This is a genomic window from Arthrobacter sp. SDR-2R, assembly GCF_057747955.1.
The window spans coordinates 2,110,786-2,135,239 of sequence record NZ_CM173231.1 but is presented as its reverse complement, the minus strand read 5'-3'; the positions used below and the strand labels follow the sequence as shown (position 1 = coordinate 2,135,239).

The following is a 24,454-nucleotide window of genomic DNA, read 5'->3' as shown; positions in this document are numbered from 1 at the left end:
GTCACATCCGTTCCGGCGCCGAAACGCCCAGCAGGTCGAGTCCGTTCGCCAGCACCTGGCTGGTGGCGTCGTTGAGCCACAGACGGGTGCGGTTGAGGTCGGTCACGGGTTCGTCGCCCATGGGGGCAATGCGGCAGGCGTCGTACCAGCGGTGGTAGGCCCCGGCGATGGCCTCAAGGTGCCGTGCCACGCGGTGCGGTTCGCGCAGCTCTGCCGCCTTGGCCACGATGGACGGGTAGCTGCCCAGGTAGGACAGCAGCTCGTTTTCCGTGGCGTGGTCCAGCAGCGAGGCGTCGAACGCGGAACGGTCCACGCCCGCAGCCACGGCATTGCGTGCGGCGCCGCGCGAGCGGGCATGGGCGTACTGCACGTAGAACACCGGGTTCTCGTTGCTGTGCTTCTTCAACAGGTCCGGGTCAAGGGTCAGCGGTGAATCGGCGGGGAACCGGGCCAGCGAGTAGCGGACGGCGTCCTTGCCCAGCCACTCGATCAGGTCCTTGAGTTCGATGATGTTGCCGGCGCGCTTGGACAGCTTGGCACCGTTGACGGACACCAGCTGGCCGATCAGGACCTCGATGTTGACCTCGGGGTCGTCACCGGCAGCGGCGGCAATGGCCTTGAGCCGGTTGATGTAGCCGTGGTGGTCGGCGCCCAGGAGGTAGATCTTCTCGGTGAAGCCGCGGTCCTTTTTGGACAGGTAGTAGGCGGCGTCAGCGGCAAAGTAGGTGGGCTCGCCGTTCGCCCGGACCATCACGCGGTCCTTGTCGTCGCCAAAGTCCGTGGTCCGCAGCCAGACCGCCCCGCCGTCGTCGAACACGTGGCCCTGTTCGCGAAGGCGGGCCACGGCACTTTCAATGGCGCCGGCGTCGTGCAGTTCCTGTTCGGAGAAGAAGACGTCGAACTCGACGCCGAAGTCCGCCAGGGTGGCCTTGATGTCCTTCATCTGCGCTTCATAGGCGGCGGCGCGGATGACCGGCAGGGCCGCCACTTCAGTGAGCTCGCGGATGTCCGGGTGGGCAGTGAGCACTTCGTGGCCCAGGTCCGCGATGTACTGTCCCGGGTAGCCGCCGTCCGGCACGGGAAGGCCGTGCAGCCGGTTGTAGACGGAGGTGGCGAAGGTGTTCATCTGCGAGCCGGCGTCATTGATGTAGTACTCGGCCGTGACGTCGGCCCCGGACGCCCGCAGCACGCGGGCGATGGAATCGCCCAGAGCGGCCCAGCGGGTGTGCCCGATGTGCAGCGGCCCGGTGGGGTTTGCGGACACGAACTCCATGTTGACGGTGTGCCCGGCGAGCGCCGTGTTGGTGCCGTAGTCCCCGCCGGCCTCGACAATGACCTTTGCCAGGGCGCCGGCGGCCGCGGCGTCCACCGTGATGTTCAGGAAGCCAGGGCCGGCGATGTCGACGGCGGAGACGCCGTCGATGGTCTTCAACCGGCTGCTGAGGAGGGTGGCGAATTCGCGCGGGTTGGTACCCGCCTGCTTGGCGAGTTGGAGGGCAATGTTGGTGGCCCAGTCGCCGTGGTCCCGGTTCTTGGGCCGCTCCACGCGCACCTCAGCCGGAATGGCTGACGCCGCAAGGTCAATATCACCGGCGGCGACGGCGTCTTTGAGGCAGGCGGATATGGCGAGGGAAAGTTCTTCGGGAGTCACCCCTCTAGACTACCGGGGGCCAGTGACAGCAAAGAATTTGGCGGCCTGGGCCGCCCTTCCGGCTCCATGGACGGGTGGGCCCGGCTCCGCGGTGAACCATTCCGGCCCATCCGGCGTTGACTAGACCGTAACCACTGCCGCACGGGATTGCGCAAAGACGGCATTGCGCAAAGAGACCGGTACAGCCCCAACAGTGAAACGAGAGCCTTCATGAGACCCTCCACCCCTCAAAGCCCCGCCATATCCAGCGCCTCGCTCCGCAAGGGTATCTTCGCCGGCCTTGCAGGCCTGTCCCTCGCAGGAACCGTGGCCGGCTGTGCACCATCCACGGCGGACAGCACCCCGGGCGCTGCGGGAAGCCCGTCCACTCCTTCTGCGGGTTCTTCCGCCCTGGCCGGCAGCGGCGGCAATTACAGAGACGGCACCTACAGCGCGGACGGGAACTACGTGTCACCCAACGGCACGGAAACGGTGGGCGTTCAGCTGACGCTGGCGGCGGGAAAGGTCACGGACGTGCAGATCACCCAGCACCCGTCCAATCCGAACACCCGCAAGTTCCAGGGCCAGTTCGCCGGTGGCATCGCTGCCCAGGTGGTGGGCAGGAACATCGATGAACTGAACGTTTCCAAGGTTGCAGGCTCCTCCCTGACCAGCGGAGGCTTCAACCAGGCCGTGGACAAGATCAAGGCGGAGGCGCAGTAGGCGGTGTCCGTCACGGACTGGGATGACTTCCTGTTCCAGGGGATCGGAACCGGCTGGGACATCACCACTCCCCTGCCGTTGCCCGCGTCCCTGCGCGAACGCGTGCTTAACACGGTTGAGAAGTTCGACGCCGACTGGTCCCGTTTCCGGGCCGACTCGCTGGTGTCGGACCTGGCACGGGAGCCGGGGCGTTATCAGTTTCCGGACGAGGCTGCTCCGCTGGGCGAGCTTTACAGCCTGCTCTACCGGGTGACCGGCGGCGCCATGACGCCGCTGATTGGCGGCAGCCTGGAGCGCCTGGGGTATGACGCAGCGTATTCGCTCCGGCCGGCCGGTCCGCCGCTGCCTGCGCCGGCCTGGGAATCGGTGCTCACGTGGTCCGGAACCGTCCTGACGGCCAGCGCCCCCGTGCTGCTGGACATCGGCGCCGCAGGCAAGGGCCTGCTGGTGGACCTCCTGGCCGCGGACCTGGCGGCCGCCGGCATCGGCGCCTTCGTCATCGACGCCAGTGGCGACCTGCTGGCCCGCGGGGCAGGACCCGTCAGCGTGGCGCTTGAACACCCCTACAACCCTGCACAGGCGATTGGGACGATCTACCTGGACGGTCGCGCCCTGTGTGCGTCGGCTGCCAACCGCCGCGCCTGGGGGGACGGACTCCACCACGTCCTGGACGGGACCACCGGGCAGCCGGTGCGGACCGCCGTCGCCACCTGGGCCTTGGCGGGGACTGCCATGGTGGCCGACGCACTCGCCACGGCCCTGTTCTTTGTTCCCGGCGCCACGCTTCAGGAAAGCTTTGATTTTTCGTGGCTGACCGTCTTTTCCGACGGCAGCGCCGCCTACTCCGCCGAATTCGAAGGGATGCTGTTCTCATGAGTCCCGTGGAAACACCGCACCCCCCGGCGCCGTCCCTGGCCGGCCGGATGGGGACCGCCGTGGGCAGGTTCACCATGTACCGGGTTGTCCTAACAGTCCTGGCGGTCCTGGCCGCCTACAGCATCCTGCTCAACATCCTGGGCTGGCTGACGTTCGGTATCCCGGAAATGCTCGCGCACCTGGCGCTGTGCCTGGGCTTGACCTACGCCTCCAACCGGGCGCTGGCGGCGCTTTTCCGGGTCAACCCCCACACGGAGTCCTCCCTCATCACGGGGCTGCTGCTGTATTTCCTGTTCTGGCCGTCCCTGCAGCCGCTGGACCTGGCCGGGGTGGCACTGGCATGCGTCCTGGCCTCCGCCTCCAAATATGCCTTGGCGTGGCGCGGCCGGCACATCTTCAATCCTGCCGCCGCCGGCGCCTTCGCCACCGGCCTCACCGGGCTGAATATCGCAACGTGGTGGGCGGCAACTCCTGCCATGCTGTGGCTGCTGGTGCCGGGCGTGCTGCTGGTCCTGTACCGGACCCGCAAAGTGCTGATGGCATCCATGTTCACGCTGGTGGCCACCGCCATCATCACCCTTGAACTGCTTCGATCGGGCATGACGGCGGGCATGGGCATCTACCAGGCCCTGGCGCAGCGGCCGGTCCTGTTCTTCGTGGGATTCATGCTGACCGAGCCCCTGACCCTGCCGCCCCGCCGCAGGCACCAGCTGGCGCTGGCCGCCGTGGTGGGAGTGCTCTTCGCCGTCCCCTGGAACCTGGGCCTGTTCGCCAACTCGCCCGAGGCAGCCCTGCTGGCAGGCAACCTGCTGGCCTTCCTGGCAGGGCAGCGCGGGGCCGTGAAGCTCCGGTTCACCGGCACCCGGCAGCTGACGCCCGCCACCACCGAGTTCACGTTCAACCCGGCCCGGCCGGTGCGCTTCCTTCCGGGCCAGTACATGGAACTGGACCTGCCGCACGCCAGGCCGGACGGCAAGGGCCGACGCCGGGTGTTCAGCCTGACAAGCCCACCGCGGGAGCGGCTGGTGAAGTTCGCCGTGCGGACGGCCGGTCCCTTGTCTGCGGCAAAGGAGGCGCTGCTGGCCCTGCGGCCGGGCGACGAAGTGGCAGCCACGGCGGTGGGCGGCGACTTTGTCCTGCCGCGCGATCCGCACCGGCCGGTCTTGCTCATCGCGGCGGGAATCGGCATCACGCCCTTCGTTTCATACCTGTCCTCCGGGGGCCTGCGGGAGCGGGACGCCGTGCTCCTGCTCCTGGCCCATAGCGCAGGGGAAGTGGCCTACGCGGAGGAACTCCGGGACGCCGGCATCCGGGTGCTGGTGCGGTTGGCGGACGGTTCCCGGCCGCCCTCCGGCCTGGCCTCCGCTGCCGCAAACACCGGCCCGGGAGCCCGGCTGGACGGAGGGGCCCTTGCGGCGCTCGTGCCGGACATCGCCGCCCGTGACGTCTATGTTTCGGGGTCCCCGGCAAGCGTTGCATCGCTCCGCCGGGCGGCGAAGAGCGCCGGTGCCCGCCGGGTCCGGACGGACTCCTTCGCCGGCTATTGAAACCGCTTCTTTGCCTGTCCATTCCTGGCCTTGGTGTCGGTTTTCCCTTGCGGGCCACCTTCCTGCTAAGCTCTAGGACGTCCCGCCGGGAACGGCAGGAAATACGGATTGCCCTCGTAGCTCAGGGGATAGAGCGTCTGCCTCCGGAGCAGAAGGTCGTAGGTTCGAATCCTATCGAGGGCACAGAAAACCCCCGCCGCTTCACTGAAGCGGCGGGGGTTCTTTCGTTTTCCGGCCTTTCCTGCTGCGCTGCGGAAGCCGCAGGATCAGAAATGCAGGGCAACCTCGTCAAGCGTGGCCAGGGTCAGCACGGCTTCCTCGACAGTTTCATGGTCTTCCAGCTCACGCTCGATCCGGCGCAGGACCACCGCCACTTCATGTTCGGGATGGTCCCCCTGCAGGTCCACGGCCGCAACCAGGTACAGCTTGCGGGGACCGACGAATTCCAGGTGCAGGTACGTGAGCCGCGCGATCTCGGGGTGCGCCAGCACCCGTTGCGCCATGGACCGTTCAATGTCGGGGGTGACGCCCTGGCCCACCAGGAAGCGCCTGTTGCGGTCGATCAGGACGACGGCGACGACGGCCAGCAGCACGCCGACCGCGATCGAACCGATTGCATCGGGCAACGGCGATCCGGTGACCTGGTGCAGGAACACGCCCACGAAGGCTATGACAAGGCCGATCAGCGCGGCAGCGTCCTCGGCGAAGACGGCGCGCAGGGTGGGATCGGAGCTGATGAGCACCTGCTCCATCGTGTGCCGGTCCAGCTCATGGGCCGCCTTCCTGGTCTGCCGGAAAGCCTGGACAAAGGAGATGCCTTCGAAGACGAAAGACACCGCCAGGACCACATAGGCCACCATGAAATCTGCGGCCGGCTCCGGCTCGATGATCTCCTGGATGCCATGCATGATGGACACCACCGCGCCGGCGGTAAAGAGTCCGAACGCGGCGAACATGGACCACACGTAGGCTTCACGGCCGTAGCCCATGGGATGGCTCTTGTCCCTGGGCCTGCCTGAACGGCGCTCGGCGAAGAACAGGAACACCTGGTTTCCTGTGTCCGCCCAGGAGTGGGCTGCCTCCGCTGCCATGGAGGCCGAGCCCGAAAGGACTGCGGCCACCGACTTCGCCACCGCCACGAGCGTATTGGCTACGAAGGCGATGATGACCGTGAGGAGGGTGGAGCCGGGCTTGTTGTGCTTTTCGGTGTCAGCCATGCGCCTACCGTACCCATCTGGGCCTGCTGCAGTACCCGGAAGCCAACCGAATTCGCGGCGGCCGCCTGCAGTCAATTGTCGGAGGCTCCTCTTAGGCTGAAAGCACCTAGCTGAGGGAGTACGCCATGCAAGTTCAGTTCTGTTCCATCGTTCCGCCCTACCTGTTGCGCCGGCTGGCCCAACAGGACGCACCGGGATTCTCTTCGGCGGCAAGCGCGGCCCGGAAGGCCCTTGGCCACATCGAATCATTCCAGGCAGCACGTGCACAGGCCGTCCCGGTCCTCCCGCCCGGGCTGCGCCAGGTCAAGCCGGGACCGGTGGACCGCACCATCTACGATGCCGGCGGCGAAGAAACGCTCCCGGGCAGGCTGGTCCGGGAAGAAGGCGGGCGCGCCACCGGCGACGCCGCCACCGATGAAGCCTACGACGGCCTGGGTCACACGCACCGGCTGTATGCCGACGCCTTCGGCCGGGATTCGGTTGACGGACGCGGCATGAAGCTCGATGCCACGGTGCACTTCGGCAACCTGTACGACAACGCTTTCTGGAACGGCACCCAGATGGTGTTCGGTGACGGCGACGGCGACGTCTTTGACCGGTTCACCAAGTCCCTCAGCGTTATTGGACACGAACTGGCGCACGGGGTCACCCAGTACTCGGCCGGGCTTGCGTACCGGAACCAGGCGGGCGCCCTTAATGAGTCGATGTCAGATGTCTTCGGCGCCCTCGTTGAGCAGTACGTCAAGAACCAGTCCGCCGCCCAGGCCAGCTGGCTGATCGGTGAAGGCCTCTTTACATCCAAGGTCCAGGGGCAGGCCCTTCGGTCCATGAAGGCGCCCGGAACGGCGTACGACGACGACGTGCTGGGCAAGGACCCGCAACCCGACTCCATGGACTCGTATGTCCGGACCAGCGCAGACAACGGCGGTGTCCACATCAACTCCGGCATCCCCAACCGCGCGTTCTACCTGGTGGCGAACGCCCTCGGCGGCAATGCCTGGGAGGCGCCCGGCCGCATCTGGTACGAGACCCTTACCAGCGGTTCGATGCCGCCGGCCGCAACCTTCACCGTCTTTGCCCGCGCCACGGCACGGGCCGCCGCGGACCTGTTCGGTTCGGGGTCAAAAGAGCATGACGCCGTAACGGGGGCGTGGGAAACTGTGAAGGTCAAGGTTTAACCACCCCGGCTGACCGTCACTGGCCGCCGGGCCACAGGGAAGCCCAGGGGCCATGCCATGAAGATCAAGGTGGAACGGAGCGGCGGGATAGCTGCGGTTACGCGGGTGTGGACGGTCGATGCGCAATCGGACAGCGACCTCAGCCAATGGCAGCCCCTGGTCGAGGCCTGCCCGTGGGATTCGGTACCCAAGACGCCAAGGGCAGCTGCCGAGCAATTTGCGGAAGCCCAACCGGACAGGTTCATCTACTCGATCCGGGCAGGGCAACGCAGGGCAGCACTTCCCGAGCAGGCCGTCACCGGACCCTGGCGGATTCTTGTGGACAGCGCACGGGAAGCGGCCGAGGAACTCCGCGCCCAGGAACGCCGCGACGAGCCCGCCCCGGGCTAGGGTGCAAAGGGTGCTACCCCGCCACAGCCAGTTGGCCGCGGAAAGCGCGGCGGTATGACTGCGGGCTGGTGTCCAGGACCTTGGCGAAGTGGTGCCGCAGCAGGACAGGGTGCCCGAAGCCGGACTCCCTGGCGATTTCTTCGATGTTCAGGTCCGTGGACTCAAGGAGTTCCTGGGCCCGGAGCACCCGCTGTGAATTGAGCCAGGCGGCAGGCGTCGCTCCGGTCTCGGACCGGAAGCGCCGGGCGAACGTCCTGGCCGACAGGTGCACGCGTGCCGCCAGTTCGCTTACCGTGTGCTCGCGGTCCAGGTTCTCCACCATCCAGCGCAGCAGCTCCTCCATGGGAGCTGAGCCGCAGGCCGGCATTGGCCGGTCAATGAACTGCGCCTGGCCGCCGTCGCGGTGCGGAGGAACCACCATGTCCCTGGCGATCGCGGCAGCCACCTTGGCCCCGAGTTCGACCCGCACAAGGTGGAGGCAGGCATCGATCCCGGCGGCGGTCCCTGCGGACGTAATGATGTTGCCGTCCTGCACGTAGAGTACGTTTTCGTCCACCTGCACGCCGGGATTTTCGGCGGCCAGTTGGCCGGAGTAGTGCCAGTGCGTGGTGCAGCGGCGCCCATCCAGCAAGCCGGCGCGGGCCAAGGCAAAAGCGCCCGAGCAGATGGACATCACCCATGCCCCCCTTGCATCAGCAGCCCTCAGCGCCTCGACTACGGATTCATGCAACTCGTCGCCCCTCCCGTAGGGGGCCATGATGACCAGGTCCGCATCTTCGGTGGCTTCAAGTCCCAGGCCCACGTTGAGGGTCAGGCCTGACTTCAACCGGACGTCGCCAGGCTCCGGCGTGCAGACGCGGAAGTCGAAGGCCGGGACGCCGCTCCCCCGGCCGGATCTGTCGATGCCGAATACCTCGCAGGCAGTGCCGAACTCGAACATCGAGAAGTTGGGAACCACGATGACGGCCACTGATTTGAGCATGCTTCCATTGTGGCAGGAATTATGTCTTTTTGGGCATTTCTGCCACTTTTTCCCTGTTGCAGGATGGAGAAGCATGGAGGCATGGAAATCCTCATAAGCCTCCTCATCCTCCTGATCCTCCTCGTGGCCGCAGCAACCATTTCAGCGCTTTTGCGTGATGGCCGGGGGCACACGCCTCCTGCTGAATCCCATGAAGCCTGGTCCGCCCTGGACCTCCCAAGCATCAACTACACGCTCCGCGTTTTCTAGGGCAGAACCAAAGGCGCCGGACACCTGCCGGCAGTACAAACGGGAAGCCGGGGCTCCCGCAGTAGACTGTCTGCAGCCATGACTTTTCATATCTCCTATCCCGCCGAGCTGCCGGTTTCCGAGCGCCGCGAGGACTTGATGGCCGCGATCGCGGCCAACCAGGTGACCATCATCGCCGGCGAGACCGGCTCCGGAAAGACCACCCAGATCCCCAAGATGTGCCTGGAACTTGGCCTGGGCGAGAAGGGACTGATCGGCCACACGCAGCCCCGGCGGCTGGCAGCCCGGACCGTGGCCGAGCGCATTGCGGAAGAGCTTGGCGTGGACATCGGCCAGGAGGTGGGCTTCCAGGTCCGTTTCACCGGTGAGGTAAGCAAGGCAACCAAGGTCAAGCTGATGACCGACGGCATCCTGCTTGCCGAGATCCAGCGGGACAGACTGCTGCGCAGGTACAGCACCATCATCATTGACGAGGCACACGAACGAAGCCTCAACATCGACTTCATCCTGGGCTACCTCAAGCGGATCCTGCCGCAGCGGCCGGACCTGAAGGTGATCATCACCTCGGCCACCATCGACCCGGAACGGTTCGCCCACCACTTCGGGACCCCGGAACAACCCGCTCCCATCGTCGAAGTCTCCGGCCGGACCTATCCGGTGGAAATCCGCTACCGGCCGCTGTCCCAGCCCAAGGCCGACGACGACGACCCCTCGGACGATGAACTCGAGGAGGACCGCGATCCCCTGGATGCCGTCTGCGATGCGGTGGACGAGCTCGCGGCGGAGGCGCCCGGTGACATCCTGGTCTTCTTCTCCGGCGAGCGGGAGATCCGCGACGCCGCGGACGCACTCCAGGCCCGGATCCAGTCCAACCGAAGGCTGTCCAACACCGAGATCCTTCCCCTGTTCGCGCGCCTGAGCCTGCAGGAGCAGCACAAGGTGTTCCACCCCGGCAGCAAGCGCCGGATCGTGCTTGCCACCAACGTGGCGGAAACGTCGCTCACGGTGCCGGGCATCAAGTACGTCATCGACACGGGCACGGCCCGCATCTCCCGGTATTCGCACCGCACCAAGGTCCAGCGCCTGCCCATCGAACGCGTCTCGCAGGCATCGGCCAACCAGCGCTCCGGCCGCTGCGGCCGGGTGTCTGACGGCATCGCCATCCGGCTCTACTCGGAGGAGGACTACGAGTCCCGGCCCCGGTTCACGGATCCGGAGATCCTGCGCACCAACCTCGCCGCCGTCATCCTCCAGATGACCGCCATGGGCGTGGCAAAGGGCCCCAAGGACGTTGAGGAGTTCCCCTTTGTCGAGCCGCCGGAAACGCGGGCCATCAACGATGGCGTTACCCTCCTTCGCGAGCTCGGCGCCCTGGCTCCCCCACGCCCGCAAGACAACGGCGGTAAGCCCGGGGCAGGCGGCGGCCTCACCGCCGTCGGACAGAAACTCGCCCAGCTGCCCGTCGATCCCCGCCTGGGCCGAATGATCGTGGAGGCCGGAAAACGCGGCTGCGTCCGCGAAGTCATGGTCCTGGCGGCCGCGCTGACCATTCAGGACCCCCGCGAACGGCCCACAGACAAGCAGCAGCTGGCCGCGGAAAAGCACAACCGCTTCCGGGACGAAAACTCGGACTTCACCGGCTACCTCAACCTCTGGAACTACCTGCAGGAGAAACAGCAGGAACTGTCCTCGTCGGCCTTCCGCCGGTTGTGCCGGGCCGAATTCATCAACTACCTGCGGGTTCGCGAGTGGCAGGACCTCTTCGCGCAGTTGCGCCAGCTTGCGCGGCCGCTGGGGATCGCCCTGGACAACAAGCGCCTGGCCGATCCCGTGGGCAACCATGACGGGATCCACATCAGCCTGCTGTCCGGGCTCCTGAGCCACATCGGAATCCTGGATGAGCGCAAGCGCGAGTATGCAGGTGCCCGCGGCAGCCGGTTCGCGATCTTCCCCGGTTCCGCGCTGTTCAAGAAGTCCCCCACGTTCGTCATGGCAGCGGAGCTGGTGGAAACCAGCCGCCTGTGGGCCAGGGTGGCGGCCAAATTCGATCCCCTGTGGGCCGAGCAGGTGGCACCGGACCTGGTGAAGCGCACCTACAGTGAACCGCACTGGTCCACGCGGCAGGGCGCGGTCATGGCCTACGAAAAGGTCACCCTTTATGGCGTTCCCATCATTGCCCAGCGGCGGATTAACTACGGCAGGGTGGATCCGGTCGTGGCCCGGGAGCTGTTCATCCGGCATGCCCTGGTGGAGGGTGACTGGAAGACCCACCACAAGTTCTTCCACCGCAACCGGGCGCTCCTGCATGAGGTGGAGGAACTCGAGGCACGCATGCGCCGCCGCGACCTGTTGGTGGATGACGAGACGCTGTTCGAGTTCTATGACGCCAGGATCGGCCCCGACGTGGTTTCCGAACGGCACTTCGATAAATGGTGGAAGGATGCCCGCCGGGAGAATCCGGACCTCCTGGACTACGACAAATCGCTGCTCCTCAGTGACGACGCCGATGACCTGGATGAATCGGCCTACCCCAAGACCTGGTTGCACAAGGGCTTCGAGCTTCCGCTGACGTACGAGTTCCACCCCGTGGCTCCTGGTTCACCGCCCAACCCGTCCGACGGCGTCACGGCCGAAGTTCCCGTCCTGTTCCTCAACCAGCTGGACGATGCCCCGTTCCGCTGGCTGATCCCCGGCCAGCGCGTGGAGCTGGTGACCGCGTTGATCAAGTCGCTGCCCAAGCAGGTCCGCAAGAACTTCGTTCCTGCCCCCGATGTTGCCCGGCAGGCGGTGGCGGTCCTCGAAGCGGACTTCGATCCTGCCCGGGATGAGCTGGAGCCGTCGCTGGAACTCGCGCTGCGGCGGATCCGCGGCGCCATCATCCCACCCGGTTCCTGGAACTGGGACGCCGTGCCTGCGCACCTGCGCGTGAGTTTCAAGGTGGTGGACAGCGGCGGCAAGGTGCTGGGCGAAGGAAAGGACCTGGCCGAACTGCAGGAGAGGCTGGCTCCTGCCACCCGGCGTGCGATTGCAGACTCGCTCGGCGCCACGCCGGCCTCCACTGCGCCCGGCGCCGGCGGCAAGGCCCAGCAGCGCAGGAACGGCAAGGCGTCCGACGCCGGAGCAGCCGCACGCCCGCAGGCTGCCGGGGTGCCGGGAACCTCCGCCGCGGCCGGGTTCGTGGAGCAGGAAGGCCTGACGGAATGGAGTTTCGGCACCATCGAACGCCAGGTGAGCAGCATGGTCAAAGGCCACACCGTCACCGGGTACCCGGCCCTGGTGGACCAGGGAACCTCAGTGTCGCTGCGGGTCTTCCAGACGCAGGAGGAACAGCTCGACGCGATGCGCGGCGGCGTGATCCGCCTGCTTGCCCTGCGGGTTCCGGCGCCGGACCGCTACGTCCTGGAGCACCTGAGCAACACGGAAAAGCTGACCTTCAGCCAGAACCCGCACGGCTCGGTATCCGCCCTCATCGCGGACTGCGCGCTGGCGGCCATCGACAAGCTCACCCCCGCAGACCTTCCCTGGGACCGGAAGGCCTTTGACCAGCTGTATGAGCTGGTGCGTGCCGAACTGATCGACACCGTCTTCACGGTCACCGCCGTGGTGGAGCGCATCCTGGCCAGCACCCGCCGGATCGAGAAGCAGCTCAAGGGCACCACCAGCCTGGCCCTGATCAGCGCGCTCAACGACGTCAAGAGCCAACTGGAACAACTGGTGTATCCCGGTTTTGTGGCACGCACGGGCTACGCACAGCTCAGCCAGATGCCCCGGTACCTGGCGGCCATCGAGAAGCGGCTGGAGCGGCTGCCCGGCAACGTCCAGCGCGACGCCCTTAACATGGCTGTCGTCCAGCGGCTTGAGGACGACTACGACGATGCCGTCTCGGCGCTGCTGCCCGGACGGCGGGCAGGACGCGAGTTAACACAGGTGCGCTGGATGATCGAGGAACTTCGGGTAAGCCTGTTCGCCGTCGAGCTCGGCACCGCGTATTCAGTGTCTGAGAAGCGGATCCGCGCCGTGCTCAACAAAGCACTGGCCCCCGCCTAGCGGCGGCCAGCCACCAAGGAGAGGAATCCAATGAAGCTCACGCTTGCCCAGGGCCCGGCAGGGACAGAGATTGCAGGGCTCGGCCACGCCCAGCCCGCGCGCATCATGGACAACCATGAGCTCGAGGGCATGATGGACACCAACGACGAGTGGATCCGCCAGCGCACCGGCATCGTCACAAGGCACATCGCCGGCGAGGGCGAGACAGTGGTGGACCTCGCGGTTCCGGCGGCACGGATGGCCCTGGCCGATTCGGGCGTCGCGGCCGCGGACGTCGACCTCGTGGTGGTGGCCACCACCACGGCCGCCGAACGTTCCCCCAACACCGCGGGCCGGGTGGCCGAGGCGCTGGGCCTGGGACGGGACGGCCGGGGACCGGCCATCATGGACGTCAATACGGCCTGTTCGGGCTTTGAGTACGCCCTCGGCGTGGCCGACCAGGCCATCCGCAGTGGCAGCGCCTCCCACGCGATCGTCGTTGGCGCGGAAACCCTCTCAGCCGTGACCGACTGGACGGACCGCGCGACGGCGGTGCTCACCGCGGACGGCGCCGGCGCCGCCGTCGTGCGTCCGTCGGAGACGCCCCGCATTGGCCCGGTGGTGTGGGGGTCCGAGGGCGGCATGGCCGATGCTGTCCGGATCTCCCCGCCGTCGGGCAGGTTTTCGCAGAACGGCCGCGAGGTGCTGCGGTGGGCCCTGACCAAAGCGCCGGAGCGTGCCCGCGAGACGGTGGCCAGGGCGGGGCTGGCAATGGACGACATCCAGGTCCTTGCCGCGCACCAGGCCAACCTCCGCATCATCGAACCGCTGGCCGAGGCCCTGGGGCTGTCGGACCGGATTGTCATCACCGACGTCACCGAGTCCGGGAACACGTCCGCTGCCAGCGTGCCGCTGGGGCTGAGCAAATGGTGGCACTCCGGAAGGATCCCGGCGGACGTCCCCGCACTGCTTTTCGGCTTCGGCGGCGGCTTCACCTATGCGGGCATGGTGGCGATGACGCCGCGCCGGGACTGATCTCCCTGCCAGCCTTCCCCGCGTCCTACCTGCCGGGCACGAACTCCCCGTACCCGGCGGCCCGGAGGCCGTCGCGCAGTTTCTCCGCGTTGGCGTCGAGGACTGCGGGGTCCGGGTTCTGGTCCGCCGATCCGAAGTCGAAGTCGGCCATGCTTTGCGATGGCCACACGTGGACGTGCAGGTGGTTGATTTCGTAGCCCGCCACGATAAGGCCCGCCCGGCGTGCCCCGAAAATGTCCACCTGGACGGCACCGATGCGCCGTGCCACTTCCATGACCTTGGCCAGTGTTTCCGGCGACGCGTCCGTCCAGCGGTCCACTTCTTCGGTGGGAACCACCAGCGTGTGGCCGTCCGCGAGCGGGCCGGTGGTCAGGAACGCCGAAACGTCGTCCTCCCGCCACACAAACCGGCCCGGGATCTCACCCTTGATGATCTTCGTGAACAGTGTGCTCATGCGTCTGCCTCCTCAGCGGCTGCCTGCAGCGTGCCGGTATCCAGCACGAACCGGTAATTAACGTCTCCTGCGACCATCCGGTCGTAAGCTTCATTCAGCTGGGCAGCGGTCACCATCTCAATGTCGGCCACCACGCCGTGTTCAGCGCAGAAATCCAGCATCTCCTGGGTCTCGGCAATCCCGCCGATCAAGGACCCTGCATAGGCGATCCGGCGCCGGATCAGAGCACCCGGGTTGACCGGCGGCATCGCCTCGGAGGGCAGTCCCAGCTGGAACAATGCCCCGTCCACGCGCAGGGTGCGGAAGAAGGGGTTCAGGTCGTGCGGGGCGGCAACGGTATCGATGATGAGGTCCACCGTGCGGTCCGCGGCCGCCATCGCCTCCCCGTCCCGGGACAGGACAACCTCGTCCGCGCCAAGCTCCAGCGCGGCCGCCACCTTGGACTCTGACGTGGTGAATACCACCACCTTCGCCCCCATCGCCTTTGCAAGCTTGACGGCCATGTGGCCGAGCCCGCCCAGCCCGACGACGCCCACCACGTCCCCTTCCCCGACGTCGAAGTGCCGCAACGGGGAGAACGTGGTGACGCCGGCGCACAGCAGGGGCGCGACGGCGGCCGGGTCCAGCGACGCCGGGACACGCAGGACGTACCGGCGGTCCACCACGATGGACGAGGAATACCCGCCCTGGGTGATTGCGTCACCGTTCCGCCGGTCCTTGGCACCGTAAGTGCCGGTCATCCCGTTTTCGCAGTACTGCTCAAGGCCGTCAAGGCAACTGTCGCACTCGCGGCAGGAGTCCACCATGCAGCCCACGCCCACCCGGTCGCCTATGGCGAAGTCGGTAACGTCCGCGCCGATCCTGCTGACGGTTCCCACGATTTCGTGGCCGGGAACCAGGGGGTACGCCTGGCCGCCCCATTCTCCGCGGGTTGCGTGCACGTCGGAGTGGCAGAGCCCGCAGAACTCGATGGCGATCTCCACGTCGTCCGGCTTGGGCGCGCGCCGGGCCACGGTCAGCGGCACCAGTCCGCTCTCCCGGGAGACCGCACCCCAGGCGCCGGCAAGCGACCCGGCTTCAGCGGCGGGGGCAGCATCAGATACGGGCTCCAGAGGGTTGGAGGGGTCGTTGGGTTGGGCTGGATCTATGGGTTTTGCTAGGGGCGGTGGTACCGGGCGTCCTGGTGTCATAGTGCGACGCTACCCCCGCCGCCTGCGGAGTTTCCAGCCGGCCTTCCGCCCTCCCGGGTCTCCGTTCCGCCGCCCCCGGGTTCCGGACCCATGGCCACCGGCAGCCCGGGCCGGTTGGACCACTCCGAAAAGGAGCCTGGGTACAGGGCTGCCGGAAACCCGGCGAGTTCCAGTGCAGCCACCTCGTGGGCGGCCGTGACGCCGGACCCGCAATAGACGGCCACCGGGAGGCCTGCCACCACGCCAAGGGATTCAAACCTCCGCCGCAGCTCTTCCCGCGGCAGGAACCGCCCGGCGTCGTCCACGTTCCCCGTGGTGGGGGCGCTCACCGCTCCAGGAATGTGTCCGGCACGGGGATCAACCGGTTCGACCTCGCCCCGGTACCTCTCCCCTGCCCTGGCATCGAACAGCAGCCCATCCCTCGGCCAGGCTGCGGCAGCACCGGCGTCGACCACTGGCATCTGCCCGCTGCCCAGCTCCACGTCGCCGCGCGCGGGATGGACCGGGCCCGGTTCGAGGGGCAGGCCGGCGGCACGCCAGGCGGCCAGGCCGCCGTCGAGCAGGTACACCTCATTGAGGCCGGCATCGCGGAGCATCCACCACACCCTTGCGGCCGCCATGTTCGCGCTGTCATCGTAGGCGACCACGACGTCGCCCTTCCTGACGCCCCAGCGCCGGGCCGACTCCTGGAACTGTCCGGCGGAGGGCAGGGGGTGCCGTCCCCGGTCCGCAACCGCCGGGTCGGACAGCTCGGAGGCCAGGTCCACGAAGACGGCACCCGGCAGGTGCCCTGCGAGATAGTGTTCGTGGCCGTGCGGATCGCCCAGGACCCAGCGCACGTCCAGCAGCACCGTCCGGCGCCCGGCGCCGAGCCTGGCCTGGAGGGCGGCAACGTCCATCAACGGTTTCATCGGTGCTCCTTCTGCAGCGTGCTGACGGCGGACGCGGGGACATCCTGCCTGGACGGCCGCCGGTCCCACTCTAGACGGGGAGTTCCCGGCCCGCGGGTAGGCTGGACTGGTGACGATCGAGGGCAGCACCGGCAGGAACGATGGCGGAACGGACCGGGACTGGGCCGACCAGGCCATCCGCACCATCACCGCCGAAAACAACCGTTCCGCTGACACGCACCTGTACTCCGTGCCGCTGCCGGAACAGTGGGGCATCCAGCTGTACCTCAAGGACGAGTCCACGCACCGCTCCGGCAGCCTGAAGCACCGGCTGGCCAGGTCCCTGTTCCTGTTCGGGCTGGTCAACGGCTGGATCCGGGCGGACACCACCATCGTGGAGGCCTCAAGCGGCAGCACCGCGGTCTCGGAGGCCTACTTCGCCCAGTTGCTGGGTTTGCCCTTTGTCGCCGTGATGGCCCGCACCACCAGCCCGGAAAAGATCGCGCTGATCGAAAAGTTCGGCGGCTCCTGCCTGCTGGTGGAGAACGCCACGGATGTGTATTCGACAGCCGAAGAAGTAGCCGCCACCTGCAACGGGCATTACATGGACCAGTTCACGTTCGCGGAGCGGGCCACCGACTGGCGCGGGAACAACAACATCGCCGAATCGATCTTCGGGCAGCTCAGCCTGGAGCCGCATCCGGTGCCGGAGTGGATCGTGGTTGGCGCCGGTACGGGCGGAACCAGCGCCACGATCGGCCGGTATCTGCGCTACCACAGCCATCCCACACGGTTGCTGGTGGTGGACCCGGAGAACTCGGCCTTCTATCCAGGCTGGCTGGGGGAAACAGCCGAACGGCCCACCGGCCTGCCCTCGCGCATCGAAGGCATTGGCCGGGCCCGGATGGAGCCGAGCTTCATCCCTACGGTGATCGACCGGATGGTCCAGGTGCCGGATGCCGCCTCGGTGGCAGCAATGCGGCACCTGAACTCATTCGCCGGCCTGCATGCAGGTCCCTCCACCGGAACCAACCTGTGGGGAGTCTGGCAGACGGTGGCCCAGATGCTGTCCGAAGGCCGCAAGGGCAGCATCGTGTCGTTGATGTGCGACGGCGGCGAACGGTATGCGGGCAACTACTGGAACCAGGACTGGCTGGCTTCCCAGGGGCTGGATCCGGCGCCCTACGAGGCCGTGATTTCGCGCTTCCTGGACACCGGGGAGTGGACCGGCGCGCCGGCCTAAACCTCCACGGACTCGCGGGCGGCCAGGTGCCTGTATTCGGTGCCGTACTTGGCGCCGATCCGCTTGACATGGCCTTCAACGATGCCCAGGCCGTTGTCGTTGAGCAGGCCGTCATGGATCTGGAAGGCGCGCGGCGCCCGCACACCGATGACGAAGTCAACAACCTCGGCGGACTTGCTCCACGGCGCGTGCAGCGGGACCAGGAGCGTCTGGACCTGGATTCCGTCCGGGATGATGAACGAGTCCCCCGGGTGGTACACGTTTCCGTCCACCAGGAAACCGATGTTGGCAACCACCGGGATCTGCGGGTGTATCAGGGCGTGCTGGCCGCCGAAGCTGCGGATGTCGAAGCCGGCGGCCTGGAAGGATTGGCCGGGTTCCACCGTATGGATGCGGTCTGCCGCGGCGGCAGCTTCCCGGCGCAGTTGCCCGGCCACGCCCCCGGGGGCATACAGCGCCAGGCCCGGGTCTCCTTCGAGGGCGGCGACCACGGCCTTGGTGTCAAGATGGTCTGCGTGTTCGTGGGTCACCAGGACTGCCTGGGCCCCTGACAACGCCTCGGCTGATTCGGAGAAGGTGCCGGGGTCCAGGACCAGGATGCGGCCTTCCTTCTCGAGCCGGATACAGGCGTGGGTGTACTTGGTCAGCTTCATAGCGCCAGCCTAGGGTCCGCCCCGGAAGCCTGTCCACGGACCCTGTCCTGCACTCCGGCCCATGAAGCTCCGGCTGGTAATCTTGGTGTTTGCCCCCCACGGAAGCGAGTTCGTCCATGCCGATCGGCGTCAAGGCTGATTCCGCCGCCCCATCCCCGGCAGGAGGCGGCAGGGAACAGCGCGTTACCAAGCAGCGCAAGGCCGTCAGTGCGGCCCTGGACCACCTGGACGACTTCGTCAGCACGCAGGAGCTGTACCGCATCCTGCAGAACCAGGGCGTGTCCGTGTCATTGGCCACTGCCTACCGGATCCTGCAGTCACTGGCCGATGAGGGACTGGTAGATGTGCTGCGCAATGGCGACGGCGAGGCCGTGTACCGCCGCTGTGCGGTGACCGCGCATCACCACCACCTGCTGTGCAGGAACTGCGGAAAGGCCGTGGAGGTGGAGGCACCCGCCGTCGAAACGTGGGCGGTGCGCACGGCCGCCGATCATGGGTTTACCGAGGTGGACCATACCGTGGAGATTTTCGGCCTGTGCCCTGACTGCACCGCCCTTAAGGCTGCCGGGAAGCTGTAAGGACCCGCCCGTTGATGCCGCGCGCGGCGCGCCCGGAGCTGATGGCGCGGCACGCCACGTAGATCAGGAACGACAACGTGGTGACGTAGGGGCTGATGGGGATCCGTCCGCCCAGTGCCAGCAGGATTCCGCCCACCGTTGCGGTGACAGCAAAAACGACGCTCAGGACCACCGCCGCAACCGGCGACGACGTGACCCGCAGTGCCGCGGCCGCCGGCGTAATCAGCAGCGCAAGCACCAGCAGGGCGCCGACCACCTGGATGGACAAGGCCACACTGACGCCCAGGAGGACCATGAAGACGAGGGCCAGCGTGCGGACCGGGACTCCCCGCGCCTCGGCGAGTTCGGGATCCACGCTGGCGAAGGTGAGCGGCCGCCAGATGGCCACCAGCACCAGCATCACCACGACAGCGGTCCCGGCGAGGGCCTGGAGCTGGACGGTGTCCACGGAAACGATTTGCCCGGTGAGGAGCCCGAACTTGTTTGCGGCCCGGCCCTGGTACAGGGACAGGAACAGGATTCCGAGTCCCAGGCCGAACGGCATGATCACGCCGATGGTTGAGTTCTTGTCCCTGGCCCGGACACCCATCAGGCCCAGCAGCAGCGCTGCCGCCACCGATCCTATGAGCGAGCCAAAAACCACGTCCGCACCGACCAGCAGGGCGAAGGCGGCGCCGGCGAAGGAAAGTTCGGAGATGCCGTGGACCGCGAAAGCGAGGTCCCGCTTCATGACGAACGTGCCCACGAGGCCGCCAAGGAGCCCCAGGATGGCGCCCGCCCAGATTGAGTTCTGGACCAGGACCAGCAGTTCGCCGTAGTTGTCGAAGTTGAAGATGGCACCGAGGATGCTGTCGGCGTCCATTACGCTGTTTCCCCTGCCAGGGCGTCAGCCTCGGCGTGGTGGTGGGTGGTGGCATCGGGCAGGCCAACGACGACGATCCGGCCGTTGGCGTGGATCACCTCCACCTGGGTGCCGTAGAGGTCAGAGAGCACTTCCGTGGTCATGACCTCTTCCGGCGTCCCCACCCGGAACCGTCCCCCTGCCAGGTACAGGACCCGGTCCACGTAGTCGATGATGGGGTTGATTTCGTGGGTAACGAAGACAACGGCGCTGTTGTGTTCGCGGCTTTGTTTGTTGATCAGGGCGCTGACTGCCTGCTGGTGGTGCAGGTCAAGGGACAACAGCGGCTCATCGCAGAGCAGGACCTGCGGATCCGTTGCCAGTGCCTGCGCCACGCGGAGCCGCTGTTGCTCCCCGCCGGAGAGCTGGCCAACGGGGACCTTGGCGTAGTCGGAGGCGCCCACCAGTTCCAGGAGCTGGTCCACCCTGCGGTTTGTCTTGCCGGCCGACAACCGGATGCCCCACCGGTGCCCGTCGACTCCCAGGGCCACCAGGTCGCGGGCACGCAGGGGCGTGTCCTGCGGAAACGACTTCTGTTGTGGAATGTAGCCGATCAGGTTGCTGCCGCGTTCCACGGGCCGGCCGCCCAGGAACGCTTGTCCGGAGTGCAGCTTCTGCAGGCCCAGGAGGACCTTCAGGAAACTGGTTTTGCCGCTGCCGTTGGGGCCCAGCACGGCGAAGAACTCACCGGGCCTGATGTCCAGGTCCAGATCCTCCCAAAGCGTGCGCTGACCGAACCTGAGGCACGCCCCGCTGAGGCTGACGACGGATTTCACCTGTTTGACTCCAGAATTTTGCTGACGTTGTTCACATTGTCCGTCATCCACTGCACGTAGGTCTTTCCCTCAGGCAGGGTTTCGGTGAAGTCCACCACCGGAACCCCTGCGGCTTCAGCAGCCTTCTTCAGTGCTTCCGTCTGCGGGCCCTCGGTCTGCGCGTTGTAGGCCAGCAGCCGCACTGTCCCGGAAGCCACCAGGTCTGTGGCCTCCTTCATGGCGGCGGGCGGGACGTCAGTGCCCTCCTCGATCGCGGCAGTGTAGGCCTCAGGTGTGGCGTTCTTCAGGCCCGCATCTTCGAGCAGGTAGAGGGGAACGGGTTCGGTGACCGCAACCTGTCCTCCGGCCGCCGCGCCTTTCCGGGCCTCCAGCTTGCCGTGCAGGTCTGAGAGGGAGGCCTTGAAGGCGCCGGCGTTGGCTGTGAACGTGGCGGCAGAACCGGGATCCAGCATGCCGAGCTTCGCCGCAACACTGTCGGCCATCCGCTCCATGGCCGGCAGGCTGTACCAGACGTGTTCGTTGAAGTTGCCGTGATCGTGCCCGCCAGAGCCTTCGGCGGCCGGCCCGGTCGAGGCGGAAGCCTCCTCCTCCGGGTGGGCAAGGCCGGAGACTTCGACGGCGGTCAGCACCGAACCGCCGTCGAGCTTGCTGCTCTCCACCAGGGTATGAAGGAAGTCGTCGTAGCCGCCGCCGTTTTCGATGACCAGCTGCGCCTTCGAAACAGTGAGGCGGTCCTGGGCGGTCGCTTCATAGGAATGCGGATCCTGGCCGGCGTTGTTGATGATCGCGGTCACGCTGACCTTATCCCCACCGATGCTCCTGGCAATGTCGCCGTACACATTCGTCGAGGCCACGACGTTGATCCCCTGCGTGGAAGCGGGCGTCCCGGACTGCTGCGGGCTGCACGCACTGAGCAGAAGGCCAAGGCCCGTCAGGGCGGCAAGGAAAGAGCTGGCAGCGGCGGTACGGCGCACGGAAAACCTCAGTTCACGCAGATGGGGAGGACGACAGTGCAAGCCTATACCTAAATGCGAATGATTCCTATTTAGGTCAATTTCCGTTCGGCTGGCCCAACCGGCGGATTCCGGTGGCCTGCGTCGCGTCCCGGATTTCACCGACGAGCTGTTCGATGACGTCCTCAAGGAAGAGCACACCCCGCGTCTTGCCGTCCGGGCCGATCACGCGTGCAAGGTGGGATCCCGTGCGCTGCATGACGGACATGGCTTTTTCGATCTCGTCCCCCAGCGCCAGGTTGGCCAGCGAGCGGATGCGGCTCTCGGCAATCGGCAGTTCGTAGGCGGACTCCGGAATGGACAGCACATCCTTCACGTGGAGGTAGCCGTAGAGCATGTCGTCGTCATCAAGCATGGGAAACCGGGAGAATCCCGTACGGCTGACGGCCTTTTCAAACTCCACCGGAGTGGTGGAAGCCCCCAGCATGACCAGCTTCCCGAGCGGCACCATGATGTCCTCCGCCGTGTGCTCCGAGAACTCCAGGGCACCGGTAATGAGCCCGGCGTCGTCGTCCACCAGGCCGTGGCGGGTGGACTCCTGGACGATCGACTGCACCTCCTCCAGCGTGAAGGAGGACGTCACCTCATCCTTGGGCTCGATCCGCATCAGCTTAAGGATGTAGTTGGCGGACCAGTTGAGGACTGAAATCACCGGATGGACCAGCCGCGAGATGAACAGCAGCGGCGGGGCCAGGAGCAGCGCGGCCTTGTCCGCCACGGACACCGAGATGTTCTTGGGCACCATCTCGCCGAATGTGACGTGGAGGAAGGTCACCAGCATCAGGGCCACGGCGAAGGCTGCAACGTCCGCAGCTTCCGCCGGCAGGCCCACCGTCTCGATGGGGACGGCAAGCAGGTGGTGGATTGCCGGCTCGGCCACCAGCAGGATCAGCAGGGAGCAGACGGTGATGCCAAGCTGCGCGCAGGCCAGCATCAAGGACACGTTCTCCATGGCGCGCAGGGTTGTCTGGGCGCGCTTGGATCCGGTGTCGGCCAAGGGCTCAATCTGGCTGCGGCGCGCGGACATGATGGCAAACTCAGCCGCCACAAAAAAGGCATTGCCCAGCAGGAGCAAGCCCAGCCAGAGGATGCCCGCCCAGTCACTCATGGCTTGCTCCTGTCATTGGCGTCCTGTGCAGCCGGTTGATCCGCCGGGTGGAAGCAGATGCGGTCGATTCTCCGGCCGTCCATCCTGGTAACGCTGAGCGTTCCGCCGCCCACCGGGACGGAGTCCCCCACCACGGCGATCCGGCCGAGTTTGCTCATGACGTAGCCGCCCACGGTCTCGTAGGCCGCTTCGTCCGGAACACTCAGCCCCGGGATCTGTTCGGACAACTCGTCCGGACGGAGGAGCCCGGGAAAGTACCAGTCGCCGGAGGCGCTTTGCAGTAGCCCCGGACGGACCTTGTCGTGCTCGTCCGCCACCTCGCCCACGATTTCCTCCACCAGGTCCTCAAGGGTGGCGATGCCTGCCGTACCCCCGTATTCATCAAGCACGACGGCCAGCTGGAGGTTTCCCTCGCGGAGCTCGGCCAGGAGTGCATCAAGGTGGATGGTCTCGGGCACCCGCAGTACCTCGGTCATGATGGCGCCCGCTTCAAGGTTGCGGCGCCGGTCCCACGGAACAGCGACGGCCTTCTTGACGTGCACCAGTCCGCGGATGTCGTCGGCGGACTCGCCAATAACAGGGAACCGGGAGTACCCGGTCCTGCGTGCCGCCTCCACCACGTCGGAAACCGGCTGGTCGGCGTCGATTGTCTCGAGCCGGATGCGCGGCGTCATGACGTCCGCGGCCGTCCGCGTTGAGAAATTCAGGGTGCGGGCGATGAAGTTGGCAGTCCCGGCGTCGAGCGTTCCCATCGCAGCCGACCTGCGGACCAGCGAGGCAAGCTCCGCCGGAGTCCGCGCGCCGGAAATTTCTTCCTTGGCTTCCAGCCCGAAAACGTTCAGGACCTTGTTGGAAAAGCCGTTCAGGACCAGGATGGCCGGTTTGAAGATCGCCGTGAACATCAGCTGTGGCCGGGCCAGCGCCCGGCCCACGGGGAACGACAGCGCGATCGCCATGTTCTTGGGCACCAGCTCACCCAGGAGCATGGACAGCAGCGTAGCCAGCACCATGGCGAGGATGAGGGAGATGGACTGCACGGCCACGGCGGGAAGTCCGACGGCGGCCAGCGGCGCCTCGAGGAGGTGGCCAACCGAGGGTTCCATGACGTAGCCGGTGAGCAGCGTGGTCAGGGTGATGCCGAGTTGGCAGCTCGACAGCTGGGTTGACAGCGATTTGAGGCAGGTGAGCAACGGCACAGCGCCGCTGTCCCCGTCGTCAATGGCACGCTGGACGGTGGATTGGTCCAAAGCGATGAGGGAAAACTCGACGGCCACAAAGAATCCGGTGCCGGCGATCAGCAGCAGGCCTGCTGCCAGGAGGAGCCACTCCATTCAGCATCCCGCCTGGAGCGGCAGGACCGCCGGGAGCGCAGCCGACCGGAAAAGGGAGGAACTGCTTCGGCCCGGCGGAGGATGGTCGGCGGATCCCGAGGACTGGTCCGCACGGGATGCGGCAAGCTGGGCCGCTGGCTGGTGATGGGCGCGTTGTCGGGGTTTGCCGGCTCTGGGGGCGGACTGTGCGGCGCTCCTCGTGGAGCTCCGCTGACAGTGCCCAGGCCGGCACCTAGATTTACTGTCCATAAGACTTTCAGTCTACAGGAGCGGCCCCGGCCGGATGCGCGGCAGTCCGCCGCCGGGGCGGCCCGGCCTCCGGCCGCCCCAGCACTTTGCGGGGCTTCCCGGCGACCCTTGGCGCTCCAGGAGCCGGGCGTATCAGATGGCAATTCAGATGCAATTTTGGGCTCACATTCAGCCCCATGTTCGTCACTTCATGATTTGGGTCACCCTTATTGGCA

The 24,454-nt window shown here is 66.6% G+C and carries 22 protein-coding genes and 1 tRNA gene; 11 read left to right on the top strand and 12 right to left on the bottom strand.

Translation table 11 applies throughout. From position 1 onward, the window contains the following. Position 1: 1 nt before the first annotated feature. A complete protein-coding gene (gene argS, locus AC3ANU_RS09935; protein ID WP_018768420.1) occupies positions 2–1,651 on the bottom strand; it encodes an arginine--tRNA ligase in 1,650 nt (549 codons plus the stop codon). A gap of 210 nt (positions 1,652–1,861) precedes the next feature. Between argS and AC3ANU_RS09930 the strand changes: the two genes are divergently transcribed. The 4 genes from AC3ANU_RS09930 to AC3ANU_RS09915 all read left to right on the top strand — a co-directional run bounded on the left by AC3ANU_RS09930 (position 1,862) and on the right by AC3ANU_RS09915 (position 4,959). Next, positions 1,862–2,353, top strand: a complete 492-nt coding sequence (locus tag AC3ANU_RS09930; RefSeq protein ID WP_488315914.1) for an FMN-binding protein — start codon at positions 1,862–1,864, stop codon at positions 2,351–2,353. Positions 2,354–2,356: 3 nt separating this feature from the next. Further along, entirely contained in the window at positions 2,357–3,229 is an 873-nt protein-coding gene (locus AC3ANU_RS09925; RefSeq protein WP_488315913.1) for an FAD:protein FMN transferase, read from the top strand. Next, positions 3,226–4,776 (top strand): FAD-dependent oxidoreductase, encoded by a 1,551-nt coding sequence (locus AC3ANU_RS09920; RefSeq protein WP_134163841.1) that lies wholly within the window; start codon positions 3,226–3,228, stop codon positions 4,774–4,776. Before AC3ANU_RS09925 ends, AC3ANU_RS09920 begins: the two co-directional genes overlap by 4 nt. A 110-nt stretch (positions 4,777–4,886) precedes the next feature. Next, positions 4,887–4,959: transfer RNA gene (locus AC3ANU_RS09915), tRNA-Arg, on the top strand. An 83-nt stretch (positions 4,960–5,042) separates the two neighbouring features. On the opposite strand, the gene AC3ANU_RS09910 is transcribed toward AC3ANU_RS09915, so the two are convergent. Continuing rightward, complete coding sequence (locus AC3ANU_RS09910; protein ID WP_018768424.1) at positions 5,043–5,993, bottom strand: cation diffusion facilitator family transporter; 951 nt, start codon at positions 5,991–5,993, stop codon at positions 5,043–5,045. Positions 5,994–6,118: 125 nt separating this feature from the next. Here AC3ANU_RS09910 and AC3ANU_RS09905 point away from each other — a divergent pair, with 125 nt between their 5' ends. Both AC3ANU_RS09905 and AC3ANU_RS09900 read left to right on the top strand, forming a co-directional pair. Continuing rightward, positions 6,119–7,171: a M4 family metallopeptidase gene (locus tag AC3ANU_RS09905; RefSeq protein WP_134163840.1), complete on the top strand. Its 1,053-nt coding sequence runs from the start codon at positions 6,119–6,121 to the stop codon at positions 7,169–7,171. 57 nt (positions 7,172–7,228) lie between these two features. Then, a complete protein-coding gene (locus AC3ANU_RS09900; protein ID WP_056388014.1) occupies positions 7,229–7,561 on the top strand; it encodes a protealysin inhibitor emfourin in 333 nt (110 codons plus the stop codon). A gap of 13 nt (positions 7,562–7,574) precedes the next feature. Here AC3ANU_RS09900 and AC3ANU_RS09895 read toward each other — a convergent pair whose 3' ends face one another. Further along, the gene (locus tag AC3ANU_RS09895) at positions 7,575–8,543 is read right to left on the bottom strand and encodes a GlxA family transcriptional regulator (protein WP_018768427.1); all 969 of its coding nucleotides are present in this window, start codon (positions 8,541–8,543) and stop codon (positions 7,575–7,577) included. 81 nt (positions 8,544–8,624) lie between these two features. Between AC3ANU_RS09895 and AC3ANU_RS09890 the strand changes: the two genes are divergently transcribed. The 3 genes from AC3ANU_RS09890 to AC3ANU_RS09880 all read left to right on the top strand — a co-directional run bounded on the left by AC3ANU_RS09890 (position 8,625) and on the right by AC3ANU_RS09880 (position 13,853). After that, positions 8,625–8,792, top strand: coding sequence for a hypothetical protein (locus tag AC3ANU_RS09890; protein ID WP_166673023.1), 168 nt, complete (start codon positions 8,625–8,627; stop codon positions 8,790–8,792). Positions 8,793–8,870: 78 nt separating this feature from the next. Next, positions 8,871–12,839, top strand: a complete 3,969-nt coding sequence (hrpA, locus tag AC3ANU_RS09885; protein WP_134163839.1) for an ATP-dependent RNA helicase HrpA — start codon at positions 8,871–8,873, stop codon at positions 12,837–12,839. A 30-nt stretch (positions 12,840–12,869) separates the two neighbouring features. Beyond that, the gene (locus AC3ANU_RS09880) at positions 12,870–13,853 is read left to right on the top strand and encodes a beta-ketoacyl-ACP synthase III (protein ID WP_134163838.1); all 984 of its coding nucleotides are present in this window, start codon (positions 12,870–12,872) and stop codon (positions 13,851–13,853) included. Positions 13,854–13,878: 25 nt separating this feature from the next. Here AC3ANU_RS09880 and AC3ANU_RS09875 read toward each other — a convergent pair whose 3' ends face one another. From AC3ANU_RS09875 to AC3ANU_RS09865, 3 genes are read right to left on the bottom strand one after another with little or no spacing between them, the layout of a single operon-like run. Further along, positions 13,879–14,307 (bottom strand): HIT family protein, encoded by a 429-nt coding sequence (locus AC3ANU_RS09875; protein ID WP_018768431.1) that lies wholly within the window; start codon positions 14,305–14,307, stop codon positions 13,879–13,881. Then, entirely contained in the window at positions 14,304–15,497 is a 1,194-nt protein-coding gene (locus AC3ANU_RS09870; protein WP_488315912.1) for an NAD(P)-dependent alcohol dehydrogenase, read from the bottom strand. The genes AC3ANU_RS09875 and AC3ANU_RS09870 overlap by 4 nt, the downstream gene beginning before the upstream one ends. Continuing rightward, positions 15,494–16,408 carry a sulfurtransferase gene (locus AC3ANU_RS09865; RefSeq protein ID WP_134163836.1) on the bottom strand — a complete coding sequence of 305 codons (915 nt, stop codon included), beginning with the start codon at positions 16,406–16,408 and terminating at the stop codon, positions 15,494–15,496. Before AC3ANU_RS09865 ends, AC3ANU_RS09870 begins: the two co-directional genes overlap by 4 nt. A gap of 109 nt (positions 16,409–16,517) precedes the next feature. On the opposite strand from AC3ANU_RS09865, the gene AC3ANU_RS09860 reads away from it, so the two are divergent. Then, positions 16,518–17,630 (top strand): PLP-dependent cysteine synthase family protein, encoded by a 1,113-nt coding sequence (locus AC3ANU_RS09860; RefSeq protein ID WP_488315911.1) that lies wholly within the window; start codon positions 16,518–16,520, stop codon positions 17,628–17,630. Here AC3ANU_RS09860 and AC3ANU_RS09855 read toward each other — a convergent pair. Beyond that, positions 17,627–18,283, bottom strand: a complete 657-nt coding sequence (locus AC3ANU_RS09855) for an MBL fold metallo-hydrolase (RefSeq protein ID WP_134163834.1) — start codon at positions 18,281–18,283, stop codon at positions 17,627–17,629. The genes AC3ANU_RS09860 and AC3ANU_RS09855 overlap by 4 nt on opposite strands. Before the next feature lie 116 nt (positions 18,284–18,399). On the opposite strand from AC3ANU_RS09855, the gene AC3ANU_RS09850 reads away from it, so the two are divergent. Next, a complete protein-coding gene (locus AC3ANU_RS09850; protein WP_307093236.1) occupies positions 18,400–18,861 on the top strand; it encodes a Fur family transcriptional regulator in 462 nt (153 codons plus the stop codon). On the opposite strand, the gene AC3ANU_RS09845 is transcribed toward AC3ANU_RS09850, so the two are convergent. From AC3ANU_RS09845 to AC3ANU_RS09825, 5 genes are all read right to left on the bottom strand, one after another. After that, complete coding sequence (locus AC3ANU_RS09845) at positions 18,839–19,723, bottom strand: metal ABC transporter permease (RefSeq protein WP_488315910.1); 885 nt, start codon at positions 19,721–19,723, stop codon at positions 18,839–18,841. The genes AC3ANU_RS09850 and AC3ANU_RS09845 overlap by 23 nt on opposite strands. Next, complete coding sequence (locus AC3ANU_RS09840; RefSeq protein WP_134163832.1) at positions 19,723–20,538, bottom strand: metal ABC transporter ATP-binding protein; 816 nt, start codon at positions 20,536–20,538, stop codon at positions 19,723–19,725. The genes AC3ANU_RS09845 and AC3ANU_RS09840 overlap by 1 nt, the downstream gene beginning before the upstream one ends. After that, on the bottom strand, positions 20,535–21,512 hold the full coding sequence (locus AC3ANU_RS09835) for a metal ABC transporter solute-binding protein, Zn/Mn family (RefSeq protein WP_134163831.1): 978 nt from the start codon (positions 21,510–21,512) through the stop codon (positions 20,535–20,537). Before AC3ANU_RS09835 ends, AC3ANU_RS09840 begins: the two co-directional genes overlap by 4 nt. Before the next feature lie 76 nt (positions 21,513–21,588). Continuing rightward, positions 21,589–22,659 carry a hemolysin family protein gene (locus AC3ANU_RS09830; protein ID WP_018768440.1) on the bottom strand — a complete coding sequence of 357 codons (1,071 nt, stop codon included), beginning with the start codon at positions 22,657–22,659 and terminating at the stop codon, positions 21,589–21,591. Then, a complete protein-coding gene (locus AC3ANU_RS09825; RefSeq protein WP_134163830.1) occupies positions 22,656–23,990 on the bottom strand; it encodes a hemolysin family protein in 1,335 nt (444 codons plus the stop codon). Before AC3ANU_RS09825 ends, AC3ANU_RS09830 begins: the two co-directional genes overlap by 4 nt. Positions 23,991–24,454 lie beyond the last annotated feature (464 nt).

What these genes read in the sequence shown, in the direction of transcription:
- AC3ANU_RS09930 (WP_488315914.1), top strand. Translation starts at nt 1,862, where the DNA reads ATGAGACCCTCCACCCCTCAAAGCCCCGCCATATCCAGCGCCTCGCTC.
- AC3ANU_RS09920 (WP_134163841.1), top strand. Translation starts at nt 3,226, where the DNA reads ATGAGTCCCGTGGAAACACCGCACCCCCCGGCGCCGTCCCTGGCCGGC.
- AC3ANU_RS09910 (WP_018768424.1), bottom strand. Translation starts at nt 5,993, where the DNA reads ATGGCTGACACCGAAAAGCACAACAAGCCCGGCTCCACCCTCCTCACG.
- AC3ANU_RS09905 (WP_134163840.1), top strand. Translation starts at nt 6,119, where the DNA reads ATGCAAGTTCAGTTCTGTTCCATCGTTCCGCCCTACCTGTTGCGCCGG.
- AC3ANU_RS09900 (WP_056388014.1), top strand. Translation starts at nt 7,229, where the DNA reads ATGAAGATCAAGGTGGAACGGAGCGGCGGGATAGCTGCGGTTACGCGG.
- AC3ANU_RS09895 (WP_018768427.1), bottom strand. Translation starts at nt 8,543, where the DNA reads ATGCTCAAATCAGTGGCCGTCATCGTGGTTCCCAACTTCTCGATGTTC.
- AC3ANU_RS09890 (WP_166673023.1), top strand. Translation starts at nt 8,625, where the DNA reads ATGGAAATCCTCATAAGCCTCCTCATCCTCCTGATCCTCCTCGTGGCC.
- hrpA (WP_134163839.1), top strand. Translation starts at nt 8,871, where the DNA reads ATGACTTTTCATATCTCCTATCCCGCCGAGCTGCCGGTTTCCGAGCGC.
- AC3ANU_RS09880 (WP_134163838.1), top strand. Translation starts at nt 12,870, where the DNA reads ATGAAGCTCACGCTTGCCCAGGGCCCGGCAGGGACAGAGATTGCAGGG.
- AC3ANU_RS09875 (WP_018768431.1), bottom strand. Translation starts at nt 14,307, where the DNA reads ATGAGCACACTGTTCACGAAGATCATCAAGGGTGAGATCCCGGGCCGG.
- AC3ANU_RS09870 (WP_488315912.1), bottom strand. Translation starts at nt 15,497, where the DNA reads ATGACACCAGGACGCCCGGTACCACCGCCCCTAGCAAAACCCATAGAT.
- AC3ANU_RS09865 (WP_134163836.1), bottom strand. Translation starts at nt 16,408, where the DNA reads ATGAAACCGTTGATGGACGTTGCCGCCCTCCAGGCCAGGCTCGGCGCC.
- AC3ANU_RS09855 (WP_134163834.1), bottom strand. Translation starts at nt 18,283, where the DNA reads ATGAAGCTGACCAAGTACACCCACGCCTGTATCCGGCTCGAGAAGGAA.
- AC3ANU_RS09850 (WP_307093236.1), top strand. Translation starts at nt 18,400, where the DNA reads ATGCCGATCGGCGTCAAGGCTGATTCCGCCGCCCCATCCCCGGCAGGA.
- AC3ANU_RS09845 (WP_488315910.1), bottom strand. Translation starts at nt 19,723, where the DNA reads ATGGACGCCGACAGCATCCTCGGTGCCATCTTCAACTTCGACAACTAC.
- AC3ANU_RS09830 (WP_018768440.1), bottom strand. Translation starts at nt 22,659, where the DNA reads ATGAGTGACTGGGCGGGCATCCTCTGGCTGGGCTTGCTCCTGCTGGGC.
- AC3ANU_RS09825 (WP_134163830.1), bottom strand. Translation starts at nt 23,990, where the DNA reads ATGGAGTGGCTCCTCCTGGCAGCAGGCCTGCTGCTGATCGCCGGCACC.